The following is a 15,219-nucleotide window of genomic DNA, read 5'->3' on the forward strand; positions in this document are numbered from 1 at the left end:
CCGGTTGAAAACGTTGTGCGTAGGAAACAGCATTGGCTTTTGCTAGGACTTGCAGAACAGGAGGCGACCGATGGCGGGCAATGTAGAAACTGATTCTCCGGAAGCAGGGCAAGTGATTCTGCGCCATGGGGCGATAACCCGGATCACCCATTGGTCGTGGGCTGTGGCGCTGTTCTTCCTGCTTCTCAGCGGCCTCCAGATATTCAATGCGCATCCGACGCTCTACATTGGCGAGCAGTCAGGCTTCGAGTTCAAAAACGATATTTTCTCCATCAGGGCGATGCAGGATGCCCAAGGGCGGGTCGAGGGCGTCACCACGATCTTTGGCGCGGGCTTCGATACGACAGGCGTCCTGGGCGTGAGCGGTCCCGATACTGCGCCGTCCTACCGCGCCTTTCCTGCGTGGGCGACGCTCCCCAGCTATCAGGATCTGGCGACGGGCAGAGTGATACACTTTTTCTTTGCGTGGATTTTCGTCGTCACGTTTTTCGTCTGGCTGCTGTCAAGTCTGGTCAATCGCCATCTTCGCCGCGATATCCTTCCGTCCTCAAGGGAGATTCGAACCATCCCGCAAAGCATCCGTGAACACCTGCGCTTCAGGTTCCGGCATGACGGGCGCTATAATGTCCTTCAGAAACTCTCCTATGCCGGTGTGCTTCTGATTCTGTTTCCGCTGATCATCCTGACGGGGCTGACAATGTCTCCGTCTATGAATGCGGCTTGGCCGTGGTTGCTTGATATCTTCGGTGGTCGCCAGACGGCGCGTACACTTCATTTTGTGGCGATGCTGCTGCTTGTCGCGTTCTTCGTCATTCATATCGTCATGGTCATTGCCGCAGGTCCGATCAACGAGCTGCGCTCCATCTTAACCGGACGCTACCGGGTCTCCGGTGAAATGCCGGGAGGGGAGTTCCGCAAGTGAAAACAGGCTTCAAGCTCAGCCGTCGTCGGTTCCTTACGTCCGCAGGGGTCGCGGCTTCAACCTTGCCCCTGGCCGGCTGCGATGCCCTTGATGGCCTGCTGTCCGGTGATAGCGCGGTACGGGCCACCATGGCGTCCGCGAACGGACTGACTTACAGGGTGCAGCGCCTGCTGATCGGCGCCGACACGCTCGCGCCGGAGTTTTCCGCGTCGGAAATTCGCCAGGGCCAGAGACCCAACGGCTCGACCGATCCAAATGACGAAGCCTATCTCGCCCTTCGTGCGGACGCCTTTTCCACCTACCGCCTCCAGGTCCACGGTCTCGTCGAACAGCCCGCAAGCTACAGTCTTCAGGAACTGCGGAACATGCCGGCGCGCAACCAGATCACGCGGCACGATTGCGTCGAGGGCTGGAGTTGCATCGCCAAATGGTCCGGCGTGCCACTCTCGCGGTTGCTGGACGAGGTAAAAGTGAAGCCTGAAGCGCGATTTGTCGTGTTCCATTGCTTCGACAGCCTCAACATGGGCGGCGCGGGTCAGCCCGGCTACTACGAATCCATCGATCTGATCGATGCCCGCCATCCACAGACGATCCTGGCTTATGGCTGCAATGATGCGACGCTGACAGTTGCCAACGGTGCGCCGCTGCGCGTGCGCATTGAACGCCAACTGGGATACAAGATGGCGAAATACATCCGCTCGATCGAACTCGCCTCGACGCTCGCTCCGTTCGGGAGAGGAAAGGGCGGTTTCTGGGAGGACTTCGGCTACGACTGGTACGCCGGGATATAAACCTCGATCGCCCTGCTATCCATTTTCCGTGGCTTGCGAAGAGCGTACCGGTCGCGAAAAACCGGGGGCGAGGTCGGACAGGAAGTCCCCGACGCCCGGTCGTTTTACGGCGTGAAAGGGCATCGGGCGGCAAAGATCCATGGCTGCGATGCCGATCCGCGCCGTCATCAGGCCGTTGATCACGCCCTCTCCAAGCCGGGCTGACAGCTTGGAGGCAACGCCGTGGCCAACCACCTGCTGTACCAGACTGTCTCCCACGGCAATCGAACCCGTGACGGCCAGGTGCGCGATGACATCGCGAAACAGCCTGAGCAATCCGAGTGAACCGGGCCGCCCGCCGTATAGATCGGCCATGGCCCGCACGAGCCGAACAGATTCAAAGATGACATAGCCGAGATCGACGAGGGCGCGCGGGCTGACGGCCGTCACGACCGAAACACGTTTGGACGCATTGAGGATGAGGCGGCGAGCCTGTCTGTCGAGCGGCGCCAGCAGTTCCTGTTCCGTCAGGTCGAGAAGATGAGGCCCATCAATGATCTCGCCCTCGGTCTCGGCAAGCCGCCTGCGACCGACTGCCGTTTCCGCCTTGGTCGCAAGCAGGTTGACGAGATGGTTCATCACGCCGCGCGCCGGTTTTGCAGAGGTGCCAAGCCGGGCATCCTGTGCCTCCTGCTTCAGGGATTGCACGGCATTCAGCCTGAAGAGCCCCGCTATTTCGCGAGCAATGATCGCGATCAGGCCAACGACTGTGAGGCACGCCGCGGCGATAGCGACCCAGCCCAGCCAGTCGGATCGCGTGAAAAGATCGCGAATCAGCGCATCGACCCAGAGACCGACCGCGAGCGAAATCAGGACTCCGAGTGCGCCGAAGGCAAGCTTGGCGAAGGAAAATCGGCGGGCGCGGGGTCTCGCTTCTTCAAGAAGGAGATCGTCCTCCGTCACCGTCGTTGCAAGAAACGGATCGTCCGCATCCGCGGTCATCTCGATACGGGTATCGAAACTAGCGGGGGTGCGCGGCGCAGCGGATGCGCCCGCGGGCTCGTTTTCGATGGTGAAAGCGGCCGGTCTGCGGCCCTTGTTTGAGCGTTCGTCGGTCATGCCAGACGGTCTCCCAAGAGAAATTGCATGGCCCGGTCAAGACGTATGTGGGGCACGGAGAGCTTCAGTCCTCCGTCCGTCTGCTCTAGATGGGGCGGCCGGAAGCGGACGAAGTTGAGCTGCGGGACAAGGCTTGCCTCCGTGCGCGGCCAGCCTTCTAGGAACAGAGATTGCGGGTCCGCCGGCAGGTCCCCAGGAAAGATCGCCGTTTTCTTCTCCCCGTCGAATGTCTCGCCATTGATGGTTTCGCCGGCGATCGGCGTGCCGACGATCACGGGCAGGACGTGACCATTGCTGTTGACGGTCGCTTCGCGCGTTGCCCGCACGGAGGCGATCGCCATCACCTCCAATCCCGCCCCGGAGAGGCCGATGCGTTCGACCGCGCGGTCCACGATCCGGGCGGTGATGCGCTCCAGCCGGTCATGGCTTTCATGGTGGAGGTGATCGGCCTTGGTGGCCGCGATGAGCACCTTGTCGATCCGCCGGCCGACCAGCGACGAGAGAAACGAGTTCCCGCCCGGGCGAAAGCACGCGAGCACATCCCCGAGAGCCTCCTCGAGATCATGCAGCGATTCCTGGCCTCGGTTCAAAGCCTGCAAAGTGTCGATGAGGACGATCTGCCGGTCGAGACGAGCGAAATGTTCGCGAAAGAACGGTTTGACGACGTGCGTGCGATAGGCTTCGTAGCGACGTTCCATCATTGCGTGCAGTGAACCCTTCTTCGCCGGCCCTTCCGGCAGGTCGGGCAGGGGTGAAAAGGTCAGGGCCGGAGAACCCTCGAGGTCACCGGGCATCAGGAACCGGCCGGGCGGCAGGGTTGAAAGCGAGCGCTCGTCCGCCTTGCAAGCGCGCAAATAAGCCGCGAATGCTTCTGCAAGGCGGCGGGCGTGATCTTCGCTGGCGGGCTCGGATGGATTGAAGGTCCTCGCAACGTTTCGCCACTCTGCGGAAAGTTCAGCGCGGATCCCGGTTGCCGCCCGCTCCGTCGTTTTTTGGCTGAATGCCCGAAAATCCTGGTTCAGCAGAGGCAGGTCGAGCAGCCATTCTCCGGGGTAATCGACGATATCGATGGACAGCTTGCCGGTTCCGAACATGCGGTTCCAGCCGCTCGCGCTTTCGTAATCGAGACTGATGCGCAGTTGGGAGATGGCGCGGGTTGATTCCGGCCAGAGACGATCGCGCACCAGCGCCGCGATGTGATCTTCGTATTGAAATCTCGGTACGGCGTCGTCGGGCTGCGGCTCCAGCCTGATCTTCGAAACGCGACCGGAGCGAACGGCCTCGAACACCGGAAGCCGGCCACCGTTGAGGAGATTGTGAACGAGGGATGAAATGAAGACCGTCTTTCCGGCTCGCGAGAGCCCCGTTACCCCGAGTCGCAATGTGGGATTGACGAGGCCTGAGGCTCGATCGGAGAGATTGTCGATGGCGATCCGGGTATCGTCCGCAAGGCGGGTCAGAAATGACGGCAAGGGCTTTCGATCCTGAAGTGTGATGGGCCGCTGGACGGCGAACTCGGCGATACACCGCCGATATAGGACAGGGATCGGCGCGAAAAAAGGCGTGCACCGTGTTCAGTCAGGCAGGAGCAGAGAGAAGTGCAGTCAAAATGCCGGGCGGGCCGGTGGTGACCTGCGAAAATGCGGTGAAATCGATGACGGCGAGCATGCCCGGCAAAAAGCCGTGCGGAGCGGCATTTTCCGACGTAGTGCGGCTTGTCAGAGAATAGAACACGTCCTGGATGGACGGGTTGTGTCCGACCAGCATCAGGGAGCCCACATCGCCATTCGCGGCAATCAGGGCTCTGTAGGTTTCCATATCGCCTGTATAGAGCGTGTCGAGAAAGCGGATTTCCAGATCCTGGCCTGCGGCGCGTTGAAACGGTTCTATCGTCTGGCGACAGCGCGCTGCGGTTGAGCAGAGAACGAGATCCGGACGAAACCCCTGATCCGTAGCCGTGTTTGCCATGATTTCGGCATCGGCGTAGCCGACATCATCCAGTGTTCGCTCGAAATCCGTCTGCCCGGGCTGTGCCCAGGAGGCGCGGGCATGCCGCAGGAGATAAAGACGGAAGGCAGACGACATCCAGTGCTCCTGACGGTTCATTCGGAGAACTGTTTTTCGACCGGTGTCGGAAAAAGATCAAGCCACGGCGGCAGCTAAATTGCCACTGTCCGGGCGCGCCTCATTTTGCAGGCGTACAAGCGTTTCCTCCAGCGGCATCGGTCGGCCGAAATAGTAACCCTGCATCACTCCGCATCCAAGGAGGCGCAAAATCGTCACCTGTTCCTGGGTTTCCATGCCCTCGATGACACAGACGCAATCGATGTTGCGGCAAAGATCGACGATCGTTCTGATGATGTTGCGGCTGAGGACATTGGTGTCGATATAGGTGATGAAGCTGCGATCGATCTTGATCTTGCGCAGCGGCAGACGATGGACATGACTGAGGCTCGATTGTCCCGTACCGAAATCATCGAGCGCGATACCGATGCCGTGGTCCATCAGGCGGGTCAGATTCGAGCTGGCCAGCTCGAAATTGGCCATCACGGAGGTCTCGGTCACTTCAAAATCGAGATCTGACGCGTTGAAACCACTCTTGGCCAGCATGGTCAGAATGGCATCGATCGTCGCCGACGAAACGATATCCTTAGCCGAAAGGTTGAAGGAGAGCCGCGTACCGTCCGGCCATTGTCTCGCTGCATCGAGGGCTTTCGTGAAAAGCGCAAGTGTCATTTGAGACATAAGCCCGGCGCGTTCGGCCGCCGGAATGAAGATGTCCGGTGTTATGCGTCCAAGGGACGGATTGTCCCAGCGGGCGAGGGCCTCGAAACCGATCGTGGTGAGCGTTTGACTATCCACAAACGGCTGGAAGAGAACCGAAAGCTCCTTCTCCAGATCGGCATTCTTAAGCTCCTGATCGACCCGGCTGCGGCGGGTGATCTGATGGGCGTGCTCCTCGGAAAACAGGATGGCCTGTCCACAGCCGTATTGTTTTGCGTGATAAAGCGCGAAATCGGCGCGCTCGAACAATTGGACGGCGTTTTGGCCACCTTCAGGAAAGCTGACGAGGCCGAGCGACGCCGAGACTTTGGCGGTGATGCCCTTGATGCAATACGGTTCACGAAGGCTCGCGCATATTCTGTCGGCAAGTGATTTGAGGTCGAGGTCGGATTGATCGTTTTCAATAAGCAAACCGAATTCGTCGCCGCCAAGTCGGGCCGCAAAGACGCCCTGTTCCGCAAACGCTCGCAAGCGACGGGCCGCTTCCATCAGCAGTTTGTCCCCAACTGCGTGTCCGAAGGCGTCGTTGACGGGCTTGAAGCCGTCCAGATCGACAATACCCACCGCCAGTGTGCCTTGCCGTTCGGAGGCGTGCTGCAGGCGTCGAACAAATTCGGTACGGAATTGCCTCCGGTTCGGGAGTTCTGTGAGGCTGTCGATATTGGCCAGTCGGCGATTGTCGTCGCTGAGTGCCTGAAGCTGTTCCTGCTTCGCCAGGATCGCCTTTTGCGATTCGATCAGTTTGGTGAACACGTCGTAGTGTTTCAGCAGGATGTAGACGAGCGGGATCGTGACGATGGCCATGTTGATGGCGATCGCCATGAAGACCGGGTTTCCCGTCGACAGGAAGAACAACGTGAACGGCACAAGCACGACCGCCGTGATCATCAGGGCGACGGTGCGCAGATGCATCAGGCAGAAGATGCAGCCAATAACCGTAATCGCCATGAAAAAGGCGACGTGGCTTTGGGTGTAGGCGTCACCATAGGGAAAGAGCGAAAGCGACCAGACCGTAAAGCCGGTGCCGATAGCGATGCCGACATAGACAATGCTTTGAAGTTGCCTGACCGCTTGGCTGTGATCCGCTTCGGTTTGGCGGGTCAGCCACCAGCCGTGGATACGAATGCAGCATCCCAGACAAAGCGCAAGCGGCGCATAAACGGTCAGGTAAAGCGGAGCAATTTTGAAATGCGTGGCTGCCAATGCCACCGCATTCACCATCAACATGACGTAGAGCAGCGGAATCTGCCGCGTGAACGCGGCTTGCTGGGCCCTGATCAGTTCACGGTTTTCAGCATCGACCGCCAGAAACGCCCTCAAGCGACGAAACATCGACTTCTCTCCCAGTTTCGGGGCCCATCCTTACGTTAAAAGATGAAATATTACTGAAATATCCTTGAGATAGACAAAATGACCGAAACGAATCTTCGGGGTGTCGCAGAGGTAGGCCTAATCTTTGTGCAAGCCTTCGCATGGGCGTGTGTCGGAGGATTTCTTCGGTCCCCAGACAAAACAAGAGATTGCCGTGGCCTGGCGTAGAAACGTCGCGAGGCGTGTTTCCCCAGAATTTAGGTTGTTTGTAATTTTGCTGAAATATTAGCCGGTTAGCCTTTGTTCTATGCAATATTAAAAAGCTGGTATGCAAAATCCGGGAGGCTTGAAACCGAGCCTTCATGGGTCTATACACCCCGGCAATGAGATGTTCTTCAGGAGAATCGCGTTGAGTGAGAAGATCGATCTTAGTTCCTTTGTTCTTTCCGAAGACGAGGAATTCATGAATGCCAATCAGCGGGCATATTTCAGAGCAAAGCTGAATGCCTGGAAAAATGACATACTTCGTGAAGCCAGAGAAACACTGGGCCATCTCGCGGAGGAAAGTGCAAACCACCCGGATCTCGCCGACCGGGCCTCTTCCGAAACCGACAGGGCAATCGAACTGAGAGCCCGCGATCGTCAGCGGAAGCTTATTTCCAAGATCGATGCAGCCTTGCAGCGTCTGGATGAGGGGACATACGGTTACTGCGAGGAAACCGGCGAACCCATCGGCCTAAAGCGACTGGACGCACGCCCGATCGCGACCTTGTCGATCGAGGCGCAGGAACGCCACGAGCGTCGAGAAAAAGTTTACCGGGATGAATAATCCCGCGTAAGATGAATGGGAGAGGGCGCGGGGCAACCTGCGCCTTTCCCTTTTTTTTGGGAACTTTCCTGTGCTTGGCGGTGCGTCTTTCACAGACGGGCAACAAAGCTGGAGATATGAGCGGGTAGCCGAACCTTCTGGCGCCTCGTTCAGCGCTTCTCGCCTGCCGACATTTCCCCAAGCATTCTGTTCATTTCTTCTTCGAGCGTTGGCTCCGTGCGTTGCCGCGCAGCGCCTGATGCGGGTTCCTGCGCAACAGGTCCCGCGAACCGACCGCGAGGATCTGCCCCAACGCGAATGTCCGCGGAACCGACGTTCAGTCGGCTGAGGTCTCCGGAAATCTCAGCATCGAGAATACGTTCAAAATCGGCGGCAGGCGTCTTCTGCTCCGGCGTGGGCGATGTCACAACCGGCTGGGTCGATGGAAGGACGCGGTTACGCGCCGCCTCCAGAATATCTTCCGGCGTGCGCGCATGCTGAACGGTAAGGCCGGCCGGTGCAGACACCGCGGCCGCCGGTCTCGCGGGAACGGTAACAGTTGGCTGCTGCACAGGCCGCGCGGCCTGCGGTTCAGTGCGTGGGCGTTCGACGACCGGCTGGGCACCGCGGGCCTGCGGCGCCGGATCGAAGTTTTCACCATAGAGAACATTGCCCATGGCCGAAACCTGGGGGGCTGCCCGGCTCGCGGCAGGCTGAGGCTTCTGTTCCGGCTGCGCGACCGGTTGCGCGGCAGGCTGGCGGCGTTCCGCAACCGGTCGGGTTAAGGGAGCGGGCTGTTCCACTGAGGCGGTGTGGACCGCTGGCTGAGCAACCAGCGGCACGCCGCCGCCCGCGATACGGCTCTCAATGACGATATCCGTCGGTCCGCCGATCATGACCAGATGTTCGACATCGTCGCGACGGATGAGAACCAGCCGGCGACGCGTATCGACGGCGGCCGCATCCAGCACGGCAAGCCGGGGCTGTCTGTTCTTGCCGCCGCGGATGAAGGGCGAGGAAGGGCGGTTGCGAATGAACCAAAGCACGGCCACGAGGCACAGCAGGCCAAGCGCCACGACGCCGATGGCAAGGATGAACCGGCTACCGTTGGTCCCGACGATCTCTTCGATCATGTCCACTTCTCCTTACGCCCTGAAAAAATCTTATCTATTTGACGGCTTTTTGCCGTCGTACACAAGCAGCGGCGCACTGTTCTACAAAATGAGCAGGGGTATGGCGATACCGGTTAAGCACTTGCAGCATATTCCCTGTGAATGATCCACGCAGGTTTGGCGCAGGCGCTTTGTGCTATTCCCCCCGACTGTTAAAGATGATTCTTGCGGATAATCCGGTGTGCCGGGTCAAAGGCATGCTCGGACTATGCGCCCATGAAGGTGTGCCGGGCGATCGTATGTCATCAAGGCGATCTATAACCGCGCAAACGAGGTTTTTTATGGCGAAGTCGGGGCAGTCAGGCGAGCAGTACATGCCGATCGTGGATCGGGGCGCCCGGCCGGGTACGGTTTTGCGGATCATTCTGCTCGCGATCGTGCTGACGATTTCCGCGGCTGCCTTTGTCGTCTTCAAGAACCAGCTGGAAAACGAGATCGTTCTGGGCATTCTCGGCGTTCTGGCGATGGTCGGAATATTCTTCCTCGTTTCCTCGATTATCGGTTTCATCGAGGTCATGCCGCAATCCCGCCCGGACGATCTCGCGCGCGCCTTTCTGGACGGCCACGAGGATGGAACGGTTGTGACCGACCGAAAGGGGCGTATCGTATATGCGAATGCGGCCTACGGCGCGCTCACCGGCGCGACGAAGTCGTCCGACATCCAGTCCCTGGAAACGATCCTATCGCGCAATCGCGAGGCGACAGAGGCGATCTACAGGCTGACCAACGGACTTCACGAGGGCAAGGCCGGTCACGAAGAGTTCCGGCTTATGAAGCCGCTGAAGGCCACGGGCAGCCCCTCCGGTTCCGGTGCGCACTGGTTTCGCCTGAAGGCGGGGGTTCTTCCGACGGAGGACACGCAGAAATCGCCGCTTTATATCTGGCAGATATCCGACATCACCTCCGAACGGGACGATCAGGAGCGGTTCTTCAAGGAACTGCAGAACGCGATCGATTATCTCGATCATGCTCCAGCCGGATTTTTCTCTGCCGGCAAAAAGGGCGAGATATTCTACATCAACGCCACTCTGGCGGATTGGCTCGGCCTTGACCTCACCAAGTTCCAGCCCGGTTTGATGAGCATCGCCGATCTCGTGGCGGGCGAGGGCTTGGCACTGGTGCAGTCGGTTCAGGCCGAGCCGGGTTTGAAAAAGACCAAAATCCTCGATCTTGATTTGCGCAAGGCAAACGGCCAGAGTTTCCCGGTTCGCATGGTCCATCGCGTCTCTTCGATGCGGGACGGCGCGCCGGGGGAAAGCCGGACGATCGTGCTGGCGCGCGCGGGTGATGACGAGGGCGATCAATCCGCATCCATTGCAACGATGCGCTTTACCCGCTTCTTCAACAATACGCCGATGGCCATTGCCTCCGTAGACGGCGACGGGCGGATTCTGCGAACCAACGCGCCCTTCCTGAAACTGTTTTCGGCCGTTGTCTCGCAGGACGACATGGAGCGGGGTGCGCTGCTGGAGGCTGTGGTTCACGAGAGCGAGCGTACGCATCTCAGAGAGGCACTGCTGGCCGCCAAGGACCGCCAGAGCGACATTGCACCGATCGATGCGCTTCACCCGACCGATGAGACCCGGCATTTCCGGTTTTACGTTCATGCTGTCGTCGATCAGAGCGAGCAGGCGCCGGAGGAAGCGGCAATTGTGTACGCCGTCGAGGTCACCGAGCAAAAGGCGCTCGAGACGCATATGGCGCAGACCCAGAAGATGAATGCCGTGGGTACGCTGGCAGGCGGTATCGCCCACGATTTCAACAACGTTCTCACCGCGATCCTCTTGTCGTCGGACCATCTCCTGCTTTCGGCGCGTCCCTCGGATGCCAGCTTTGCGGATCTCATGGAGATCAAGCGCAACGCCAATCGCGCCGCTGTGCTGGTGCGTCAATTGCTCGCCTTCTCCCGCAAGCAGACGATGCGCCCGACCGTGCTGAACATGACGGACGTGGTCGGCGACCTGCGCATGCTCGTCGATCGTATGACCGGAACCAACGTCAAGCTTGAGGTCGATTACGGTCGCGACCTGTGGCCGGTTAAGACCGATCTCGGCCAGTTCGAGCAGGTGGTGCTCAATCTCGCCGTCAACGCGCGCGATGCGATGCCCCATGGCGGCACCATCACACTCCGGACCCGCAATCTGCCGGCATCGGATGTCGCCGCGCTCAATCGTCGCGACCTGCCGGAGGCGGATTATGTGATGATCGAGGTGCAGGACCAGGGTACGGGCATCGCGCCGGAAATCCTGGACAAGATTTTTGAACCGTTCTTTACCACCAAGGAAGTCGGCAAGGGCACAGGCCTCGGGCTTTCCATGGTCTACGGCATCGTCCAGCAGTCTGGCGGCTATATTTATCCGGATTCGGAAGTCGGGAAGGGAACCACGTTCCACATCCTTCTGCCCCGTCATATCGAAGAGCCTGTTGTTGGAGCAGAGAATTCCGGCGTTCCGCCGGCGCCGGTTGCGGCCGTTGTCGCCCAGGAACCGACCGACCTGACGGGCGATTCCGCTGTCGTCCTGTTGGTCGAGGACGAGGAGGCCGTTCGGCGCGGCGGCAAACGCATGCTCGAAACCCGCGGATATACGGTGTACGAGGCCGGATCCGGTGTCGAGGCGCTGGAGGTCATGGAAGAACTGAATGGTGCGGTCGATATCGTCGTATCGGACGTCGTCATGCCGGAAATGGATGGGCCGAGCCTTCTGCGGGAACTGCGCAAGAGCTATCCCGACCTGAAATTCATCTTTGTCTCCGGTTATGCGGAGGATGCCTTTGCAAAGAATCTGCCGGCCGACGCGAAATTCGGGTTTCTGCCAAAGCCGTTTTCATTGAAACAGCTCGCCGTGGCAGTACGCGAGATGCTGGATTCCTGACACAGACGAGAGATGGCCTGACGAATGAAAAAAAGCCGCATGTCGCCACGCGGCTTTTGGAGGCTATGGGCGGCTGACTGCCGCACCGGGTTGTCTTTACGCCATTGCGACCGCGATTTCGGCGGCGAGGCGGGCGTTGTTTTCCACCAGCGCGATGTTGGTTTCAAGGCTGCGGCCATCAGTGATGTGGTAGATGCTGTCCAGCAGGTAAGGCGTCACGGCCTTGCCGGTGATGCCGTCTCTATCGGCGTTATCGAGCGCACGGCCGATATAGATTTCCATTTCCTCGCGCGGAATTTCGCTGGCTTCCGGAACCGGATTGGCGATCAGCATGCCGCCTTCGATACCGAGCAGCTCGCGGGTTTTCTGGAAGTTCGCGATGGCGGCCGGGCTGTTGAGCATCAGCGGGCTTTTCAGGCCGGAATCACGAGACCAGAACGCCGGGAAGATGTCGCTGTCATAGGTGACGACGGGAACGCCGCGCGTTTCCAGAACTTCCAGCGTCTTTGGAATATCAAGGATAGCCTTCGCGCCCGCACAGACCACGATAACGCCTGTACGGCCCAGTTCTTCCAGATCCGCCGAAATATCGAATGATTCCTCGGCCTTCCTGTGGACACCGCCAATGCCGCCGGTCGCAAAAACCCGAATACCGGCGCATGCAGCAGCGATCATGGTTGCAGCGACGGTCGTCGCGCCGGTGCGACGCTCCGCAATCGCAAAGGCGATGTCGGCGCGGGATACCTTCATGGCGCCCGTCGTCTTCGCCAGAGCTTCCAGCTTGTCCGGGTTGAGGCCGATATGCAGAACGCCGTCGATAACGGCGATCGTGGCCGGTACAGCACCTTCCTGACGGATGATCGCTTCGACACTTCGGGCCATATCGAGGTTGCCCGGGTATGGCATGCCATGGGTAATGATGGTTGATTCCAGCGCCACGATCGGCGCGTTGCGCGCCTTGGCGGCCGCGACCTCGTCGGAATATTCCATGGGCAGGAAGGGGGAGGCGGGCTTGGTCATCGTTTGTCCTTTGTGCGATCTGCTTCTTCAAACACTGCTGCCGGGCCTTGTTTACAAGGGGTGCTCATCACGTTGGAGCCGCCGGCGCAGAAAAGCGGGTTCATGACAGGATTTCTGCTTCCGGTACAAGCGCTATTGCCGATTTCAGTTCTTGTTGGTTCATATTTTCCGACACGGCAAGCGGGGAGGCCACGGTCAGGCGTGCTGCCGCGACACCCGTGCGAAGGCTCTCGCCGACAGAACTTCCTTGAAGCAAGGCAAAAAGAAAACCGGAGGCAAGCGCATCGCCGGCGCCGGTGACGTCGCCAAGGGCATCGAGCCGTGGCGGCACGATTGAGGCGACCTCATGGCCACGGAAGGCGACAACGGCTCGTCCGCCGCGCGTGACAACGCCGCCCTTCAAGCCGCTTTCACGCAAGAGTACAGGCCATTCCTTGGCATCGGTCACATCTTGGCCCGTCACAGCACGCGCCTCCGCCTCGTTCATGAAGAGAAAATCGAGATAAGCGAGGCTTGGCAGCAGGCGTATGACCTTGGCCGGGGAAATCGCGATCGCCGCGACGATCTTGCCTTGCGTGTGCGCATTCTGTGTCAGGGCGGCGAGCGTTTCTGCGGGCAGGTTTGCGTCGGTAAGGATGAGGCCGCTTTCCGAGATCGTCTCGCGCAGGGCACGCTGGCGAAGCCGGCGTGGTGAAAAAAGGTTGTAAAGCTCCATGTCCGCCAGCGCGATGACAAGATTTCCGTCGTTCTCTATGATTGCGGTGTAGCTGGGCGTGCGGCGGTCGAGGAATGTGAAGGGGCGGTCGTCGACGCCGGCTGCCAGCGCGGCGCTGCTCACCATCTCGCCAACGGAATCGCCGCCGCGCGGGCTGATCATACGGACATCCAATCCCAGGCGGGCGAGATTTCTCGCCGCGTTGAAGCCGCCGCCGCCAGCTTCCTCGAACCATGCGCCGGGGTTGCTGGCGCCCGCAACCGTCGTTCCGAAGATGCGTCCCCTGCGATCGATATGGGCGCCGCCGAAAACGGTAATGATCTGAGATTTCATGCTTTTTCCTGCTATGCGTGCCGTGGCCGATTCGGCGTTGAACTGCTGGTCACCATCACCAATCTCCGACAAACGTCACCGGTTGTGCGGGGATCTGGAACAATAAAAGAACGCAGACCATTTTTCCTTTTTCCTACAGAGGTTTGATTGCCTCTTGCGAGATGAGAACAAATAGAGTACATAGCTTTCATCAGCGGCTTGATTGCCTCTATAGCTCCAATAACCTAAAGGTGGATCGAATGGCACAAAACTCTTTGCGGCTCGTAGAGGACAAATCGGTGGACAAAAGCAAGGCACTTGAAGCGGCACTTTCCCAGATCGAACGGTCGTTCGGCAAGGGATCGATCATGAAGCTCGGTGGAAAAGACAGTGTGGTCGAGATCGAGACCGTTCCGACGGGCTCTCTTGGACTGGATATCGCGCTTGGCGTCGGCGGCCTACCGAAAGGTCGTATCGTTGAAATCTACGGTCCGGAAAGCTCGGGCAAGACGACGCTTGCGCTGCAGACGATTGCCGAATCGCAGAAAAAGGGCGGCATTTGCGCTTTCGTCGATGCCGAACATGCGCTGGATCCGGTCTATGCCCGCAAACTTGGCGTTGACCTTGAAAACCTGCTGATCTCGCAGCCGGACACCGGCGAGCAGGCGCTCGAAATCACCGATACGCTGGTGCGTTCCGGCGCGATCGACGTTCTTGTGGTCGACTCGGTTGCGGCACTGACGCCGCGCGCCGAAATCGAAGGCGAGATGGGCGACAGCCTGCCCGGTCTGCAGGCCCGCCTGATGAGCCAGGCGCTGCGCAAGCTGACGGCATCGATCTCCAAGTCGAAGTGCATGGTGATCTTCATCAACCAGATTCGCATGAAGATCGGCGTCATGTTCGGCTCGCCGGAAACCACGACCGGCGGTAACGCACTGAAATTCTACGCTTCGGTTCGCCTGGACATCCGCCGTATCGGCTCGGTCAAGGAACGCGACGAAGTTGTCGGCAACCAGACCCGCGTCAAGGTCGTCAAGAACAAGATGGCGCCTCCTTTCAAGCAGGTCGAGTTCGACATCATGTACGGCGAAGGGGTTTCCAAGACCGGTGAGCTGGTCGATCTGGGCGTGAAGGCCGGCATCGTCGACAAGTCGGGCGCTTGGTTCTCCTATAATTCGCAGCGTCTCGGTCAGGGCCGTGAAAACGCCAAGCTGTTCCTGCGTGACAATCCGGATACGGCGCGTGAAATCGAATTGGCGCTACGTCAGAATGCCGGCCTGATCGCCGAAAAGTTCCTGGAAGATGGCGGGCCGGAAGCAAACGACGATGACGATGGTGCAGCGTCGGCGTGATTTGAGCGATTTTCCTGCATTGTATTAATCTGGCCGGCCGTTTCCTCTGGAACGGCCGGTT

Annotated in this window: 12 protein-coding genes; 5 read left to right on the plus strand and 7 right to left on the minus strand. The window is 59.4% G+C overall.

The annotated features are described in order from the left end of the window. Window positions 1-70 precede the first annotated feature (70 nt). Window positions 71-922: a cytochrome b/b6 domain-containing protein gene (locus BLX89_RS01945; RefSeq protein WP_083637297.1), complete on the plus strand. Its 852-nt coding sequence runs from the start codon at window positions 71-73 to the stop codon at window positions 920-922. Then, window positions 919-1,713: a molybdopterin-binding protein gene (locus BLX89_RS01950; RefSeq protein WP_075288953.1), complete on the plus strand. Its 795-nt coding sequence runs from the start codon at window positions 919-921 to the stop codon at window positions 1,711-1,713. The genes BLX89_RS01945 and BLX89_RS01950 overlap by 4 nt, the downstream gene beginning before the upstream one ends. 15 nt (window positions 1,714-1,728) lie before the next feature. On the opposite strand, the gene BLX89_RS01955 is transcribed toward BLX89_RS01950, so the two are convergent. The 4 genes from BLX89_RS01955 to BLX89_RS01970 form a co-directional block, all read right to left on the minus strand. After that, the gene (locus BLX89_RS01955; RefSeq protein ID WP_075288954.1) at window positions 1,729-2,811 is read right to left on the minus strand and encodes a YcjF family protein; all 1,083 of its coding nucleotides are present in this window, start codon (window positions 2,809-2,811) and stop codon (window positions 1,729-1,731) included. Continuing rightward, the gene (locus BLX89_RS01960) at window positions 2,808-4,283 is read right to left on the minus strand and encodes a YcjX family GTP-binding protein (protein ID WP_075288955.1); all 1,476 of its coding nucleotides are present in this window, start codon (window positions 4,281-4,283) and stop codon (window positions 2,808-2,810) included. The genes BLX89_RS01955 and BLX89_RS01960 overlap by 4 nt, the downstream gene beginning before the upstream one ends. Window positions 4,284-4,389: 106 nt before the next feature. After that, complete coding sequence (locus tag BLX89_RS01965) at window positions 4,390-4,896, minus strand: SixA phosphatase family protein (RefSeq protein ID WP_075288956.1); 507 nt, start codon at window positions 4,894-4,896, stop codon at window positions 4,390-4,392. Between the two features lie 57 nt (window positions 4,897-4,953). Continuing rightward, on the minus strand, window positions 4,954-6,927 hold the full coding sequence (locus BLX89_RS01970) for a putative bifunctional diguanylate cyclase/phosphodiesterase (protein WP_075288957.1): 1,974 nt from the start codon (window positions 6,925-6,927) through the stop codon (window positions 4,954-4,956). A gap of 388 nt (window positions 6,928-7,315) precedes the next feature. On the opposite strand from BLX89_RS01970, the gene dksA reads away from it, so the two are divergent. Next, a complete protein-coding gene (dksA, locus tag BLX89_RS01975) occupies window positions 7,316-7,735 on the plus strand; it encodes an RNA polymerase-binding protein DksA (RefSeq protein ID WP_056326545.1) in 420 nt (139 codons plus the stop codon). Between the two features lie 149 nt (window positions 7,736-7,884). On the opposite strand, the gene BLX89_RS01980 is transcribed toward dksA, so the two are convergent. Beyond that, entirely contained in the window at window positions 7,885-8,847 is a 963-nt protein-coding gene (locus BLX89_RS01980; protein ID WP_075288958.1) for a flagellar biosynthetic protein FliO, read from the minus strand. Between the two features lie 320 nt (window positions 8,848-9,167). On the opposite strand from BLX89_RS01980, the gene cckA reads away from it, so the two are divergent. Beyond that, window positions 9,168-11,759 (plus strand): cell cycle histidine kinase CckA, encoded by a 2,592-nt coding sequence (gene cckA, locus BLX89_RS01985; RefSeq protein WP_075288959.1) that lies wholly within the window; start codon window positions 9,168-9,170, stop codon window positions 11,757-11,759. A gap of 96 nt (window positions 11,760-11,855) precedes the next feature. Here the strand turns inward: cckA and BLX89_RS01990 are convergent, their stop codons facing one another. Continuing rightward, entirely contained in the window at window positions 11,856-12,779 is a 924-nt protein-coding gene (locus BLX89_RS01990) for a pseudouridine-5'-phosphate glycosidase (RefSeq protein ID WP_075288960.1), read from the minus strand. A gap of 100 nt (window positions 12,780-12,879) precedes the next feature. Further along, on the minus strand, window positions 12,880-13,827 hold the full coding sequence (locus BLX89_RS01995) for a carbohydrate kinase family protein (RefSeq protein ID WP_075288961.1): 948 nt from the start codon (window positions 13,825-13,827) through the stop codon (window positions 12,880-12,882). 239 nt (window positions 13,828-14,066) lie between these two features. Between BLX89_RS01995 and recA the strand changes: the two genes are divergently transcribed. Next, window positions 14,067-15,158: a recombinase RecA gene (recA, locus tag BLX89_RS02000; protein WP_075288962.1), complete on the plus strand. Its 1,092-nt coding sequence runs from the start codon at window positions 14,067-14,069 to the stop codon at window positions 15,156-15,158. Window positions 15,159-15,219: the final 61 nt, after the last annotated feature.

The sequence above is a fragment of the Pararhizobium arenae genome, assembly GCF_001931685.1.
GTDB lineage: Bacteria > Pseudomonadota > Alphaproteobacteria > Rhizobiales > Rhizobiaceae > Pararhizobium > Pararhizobium arenae.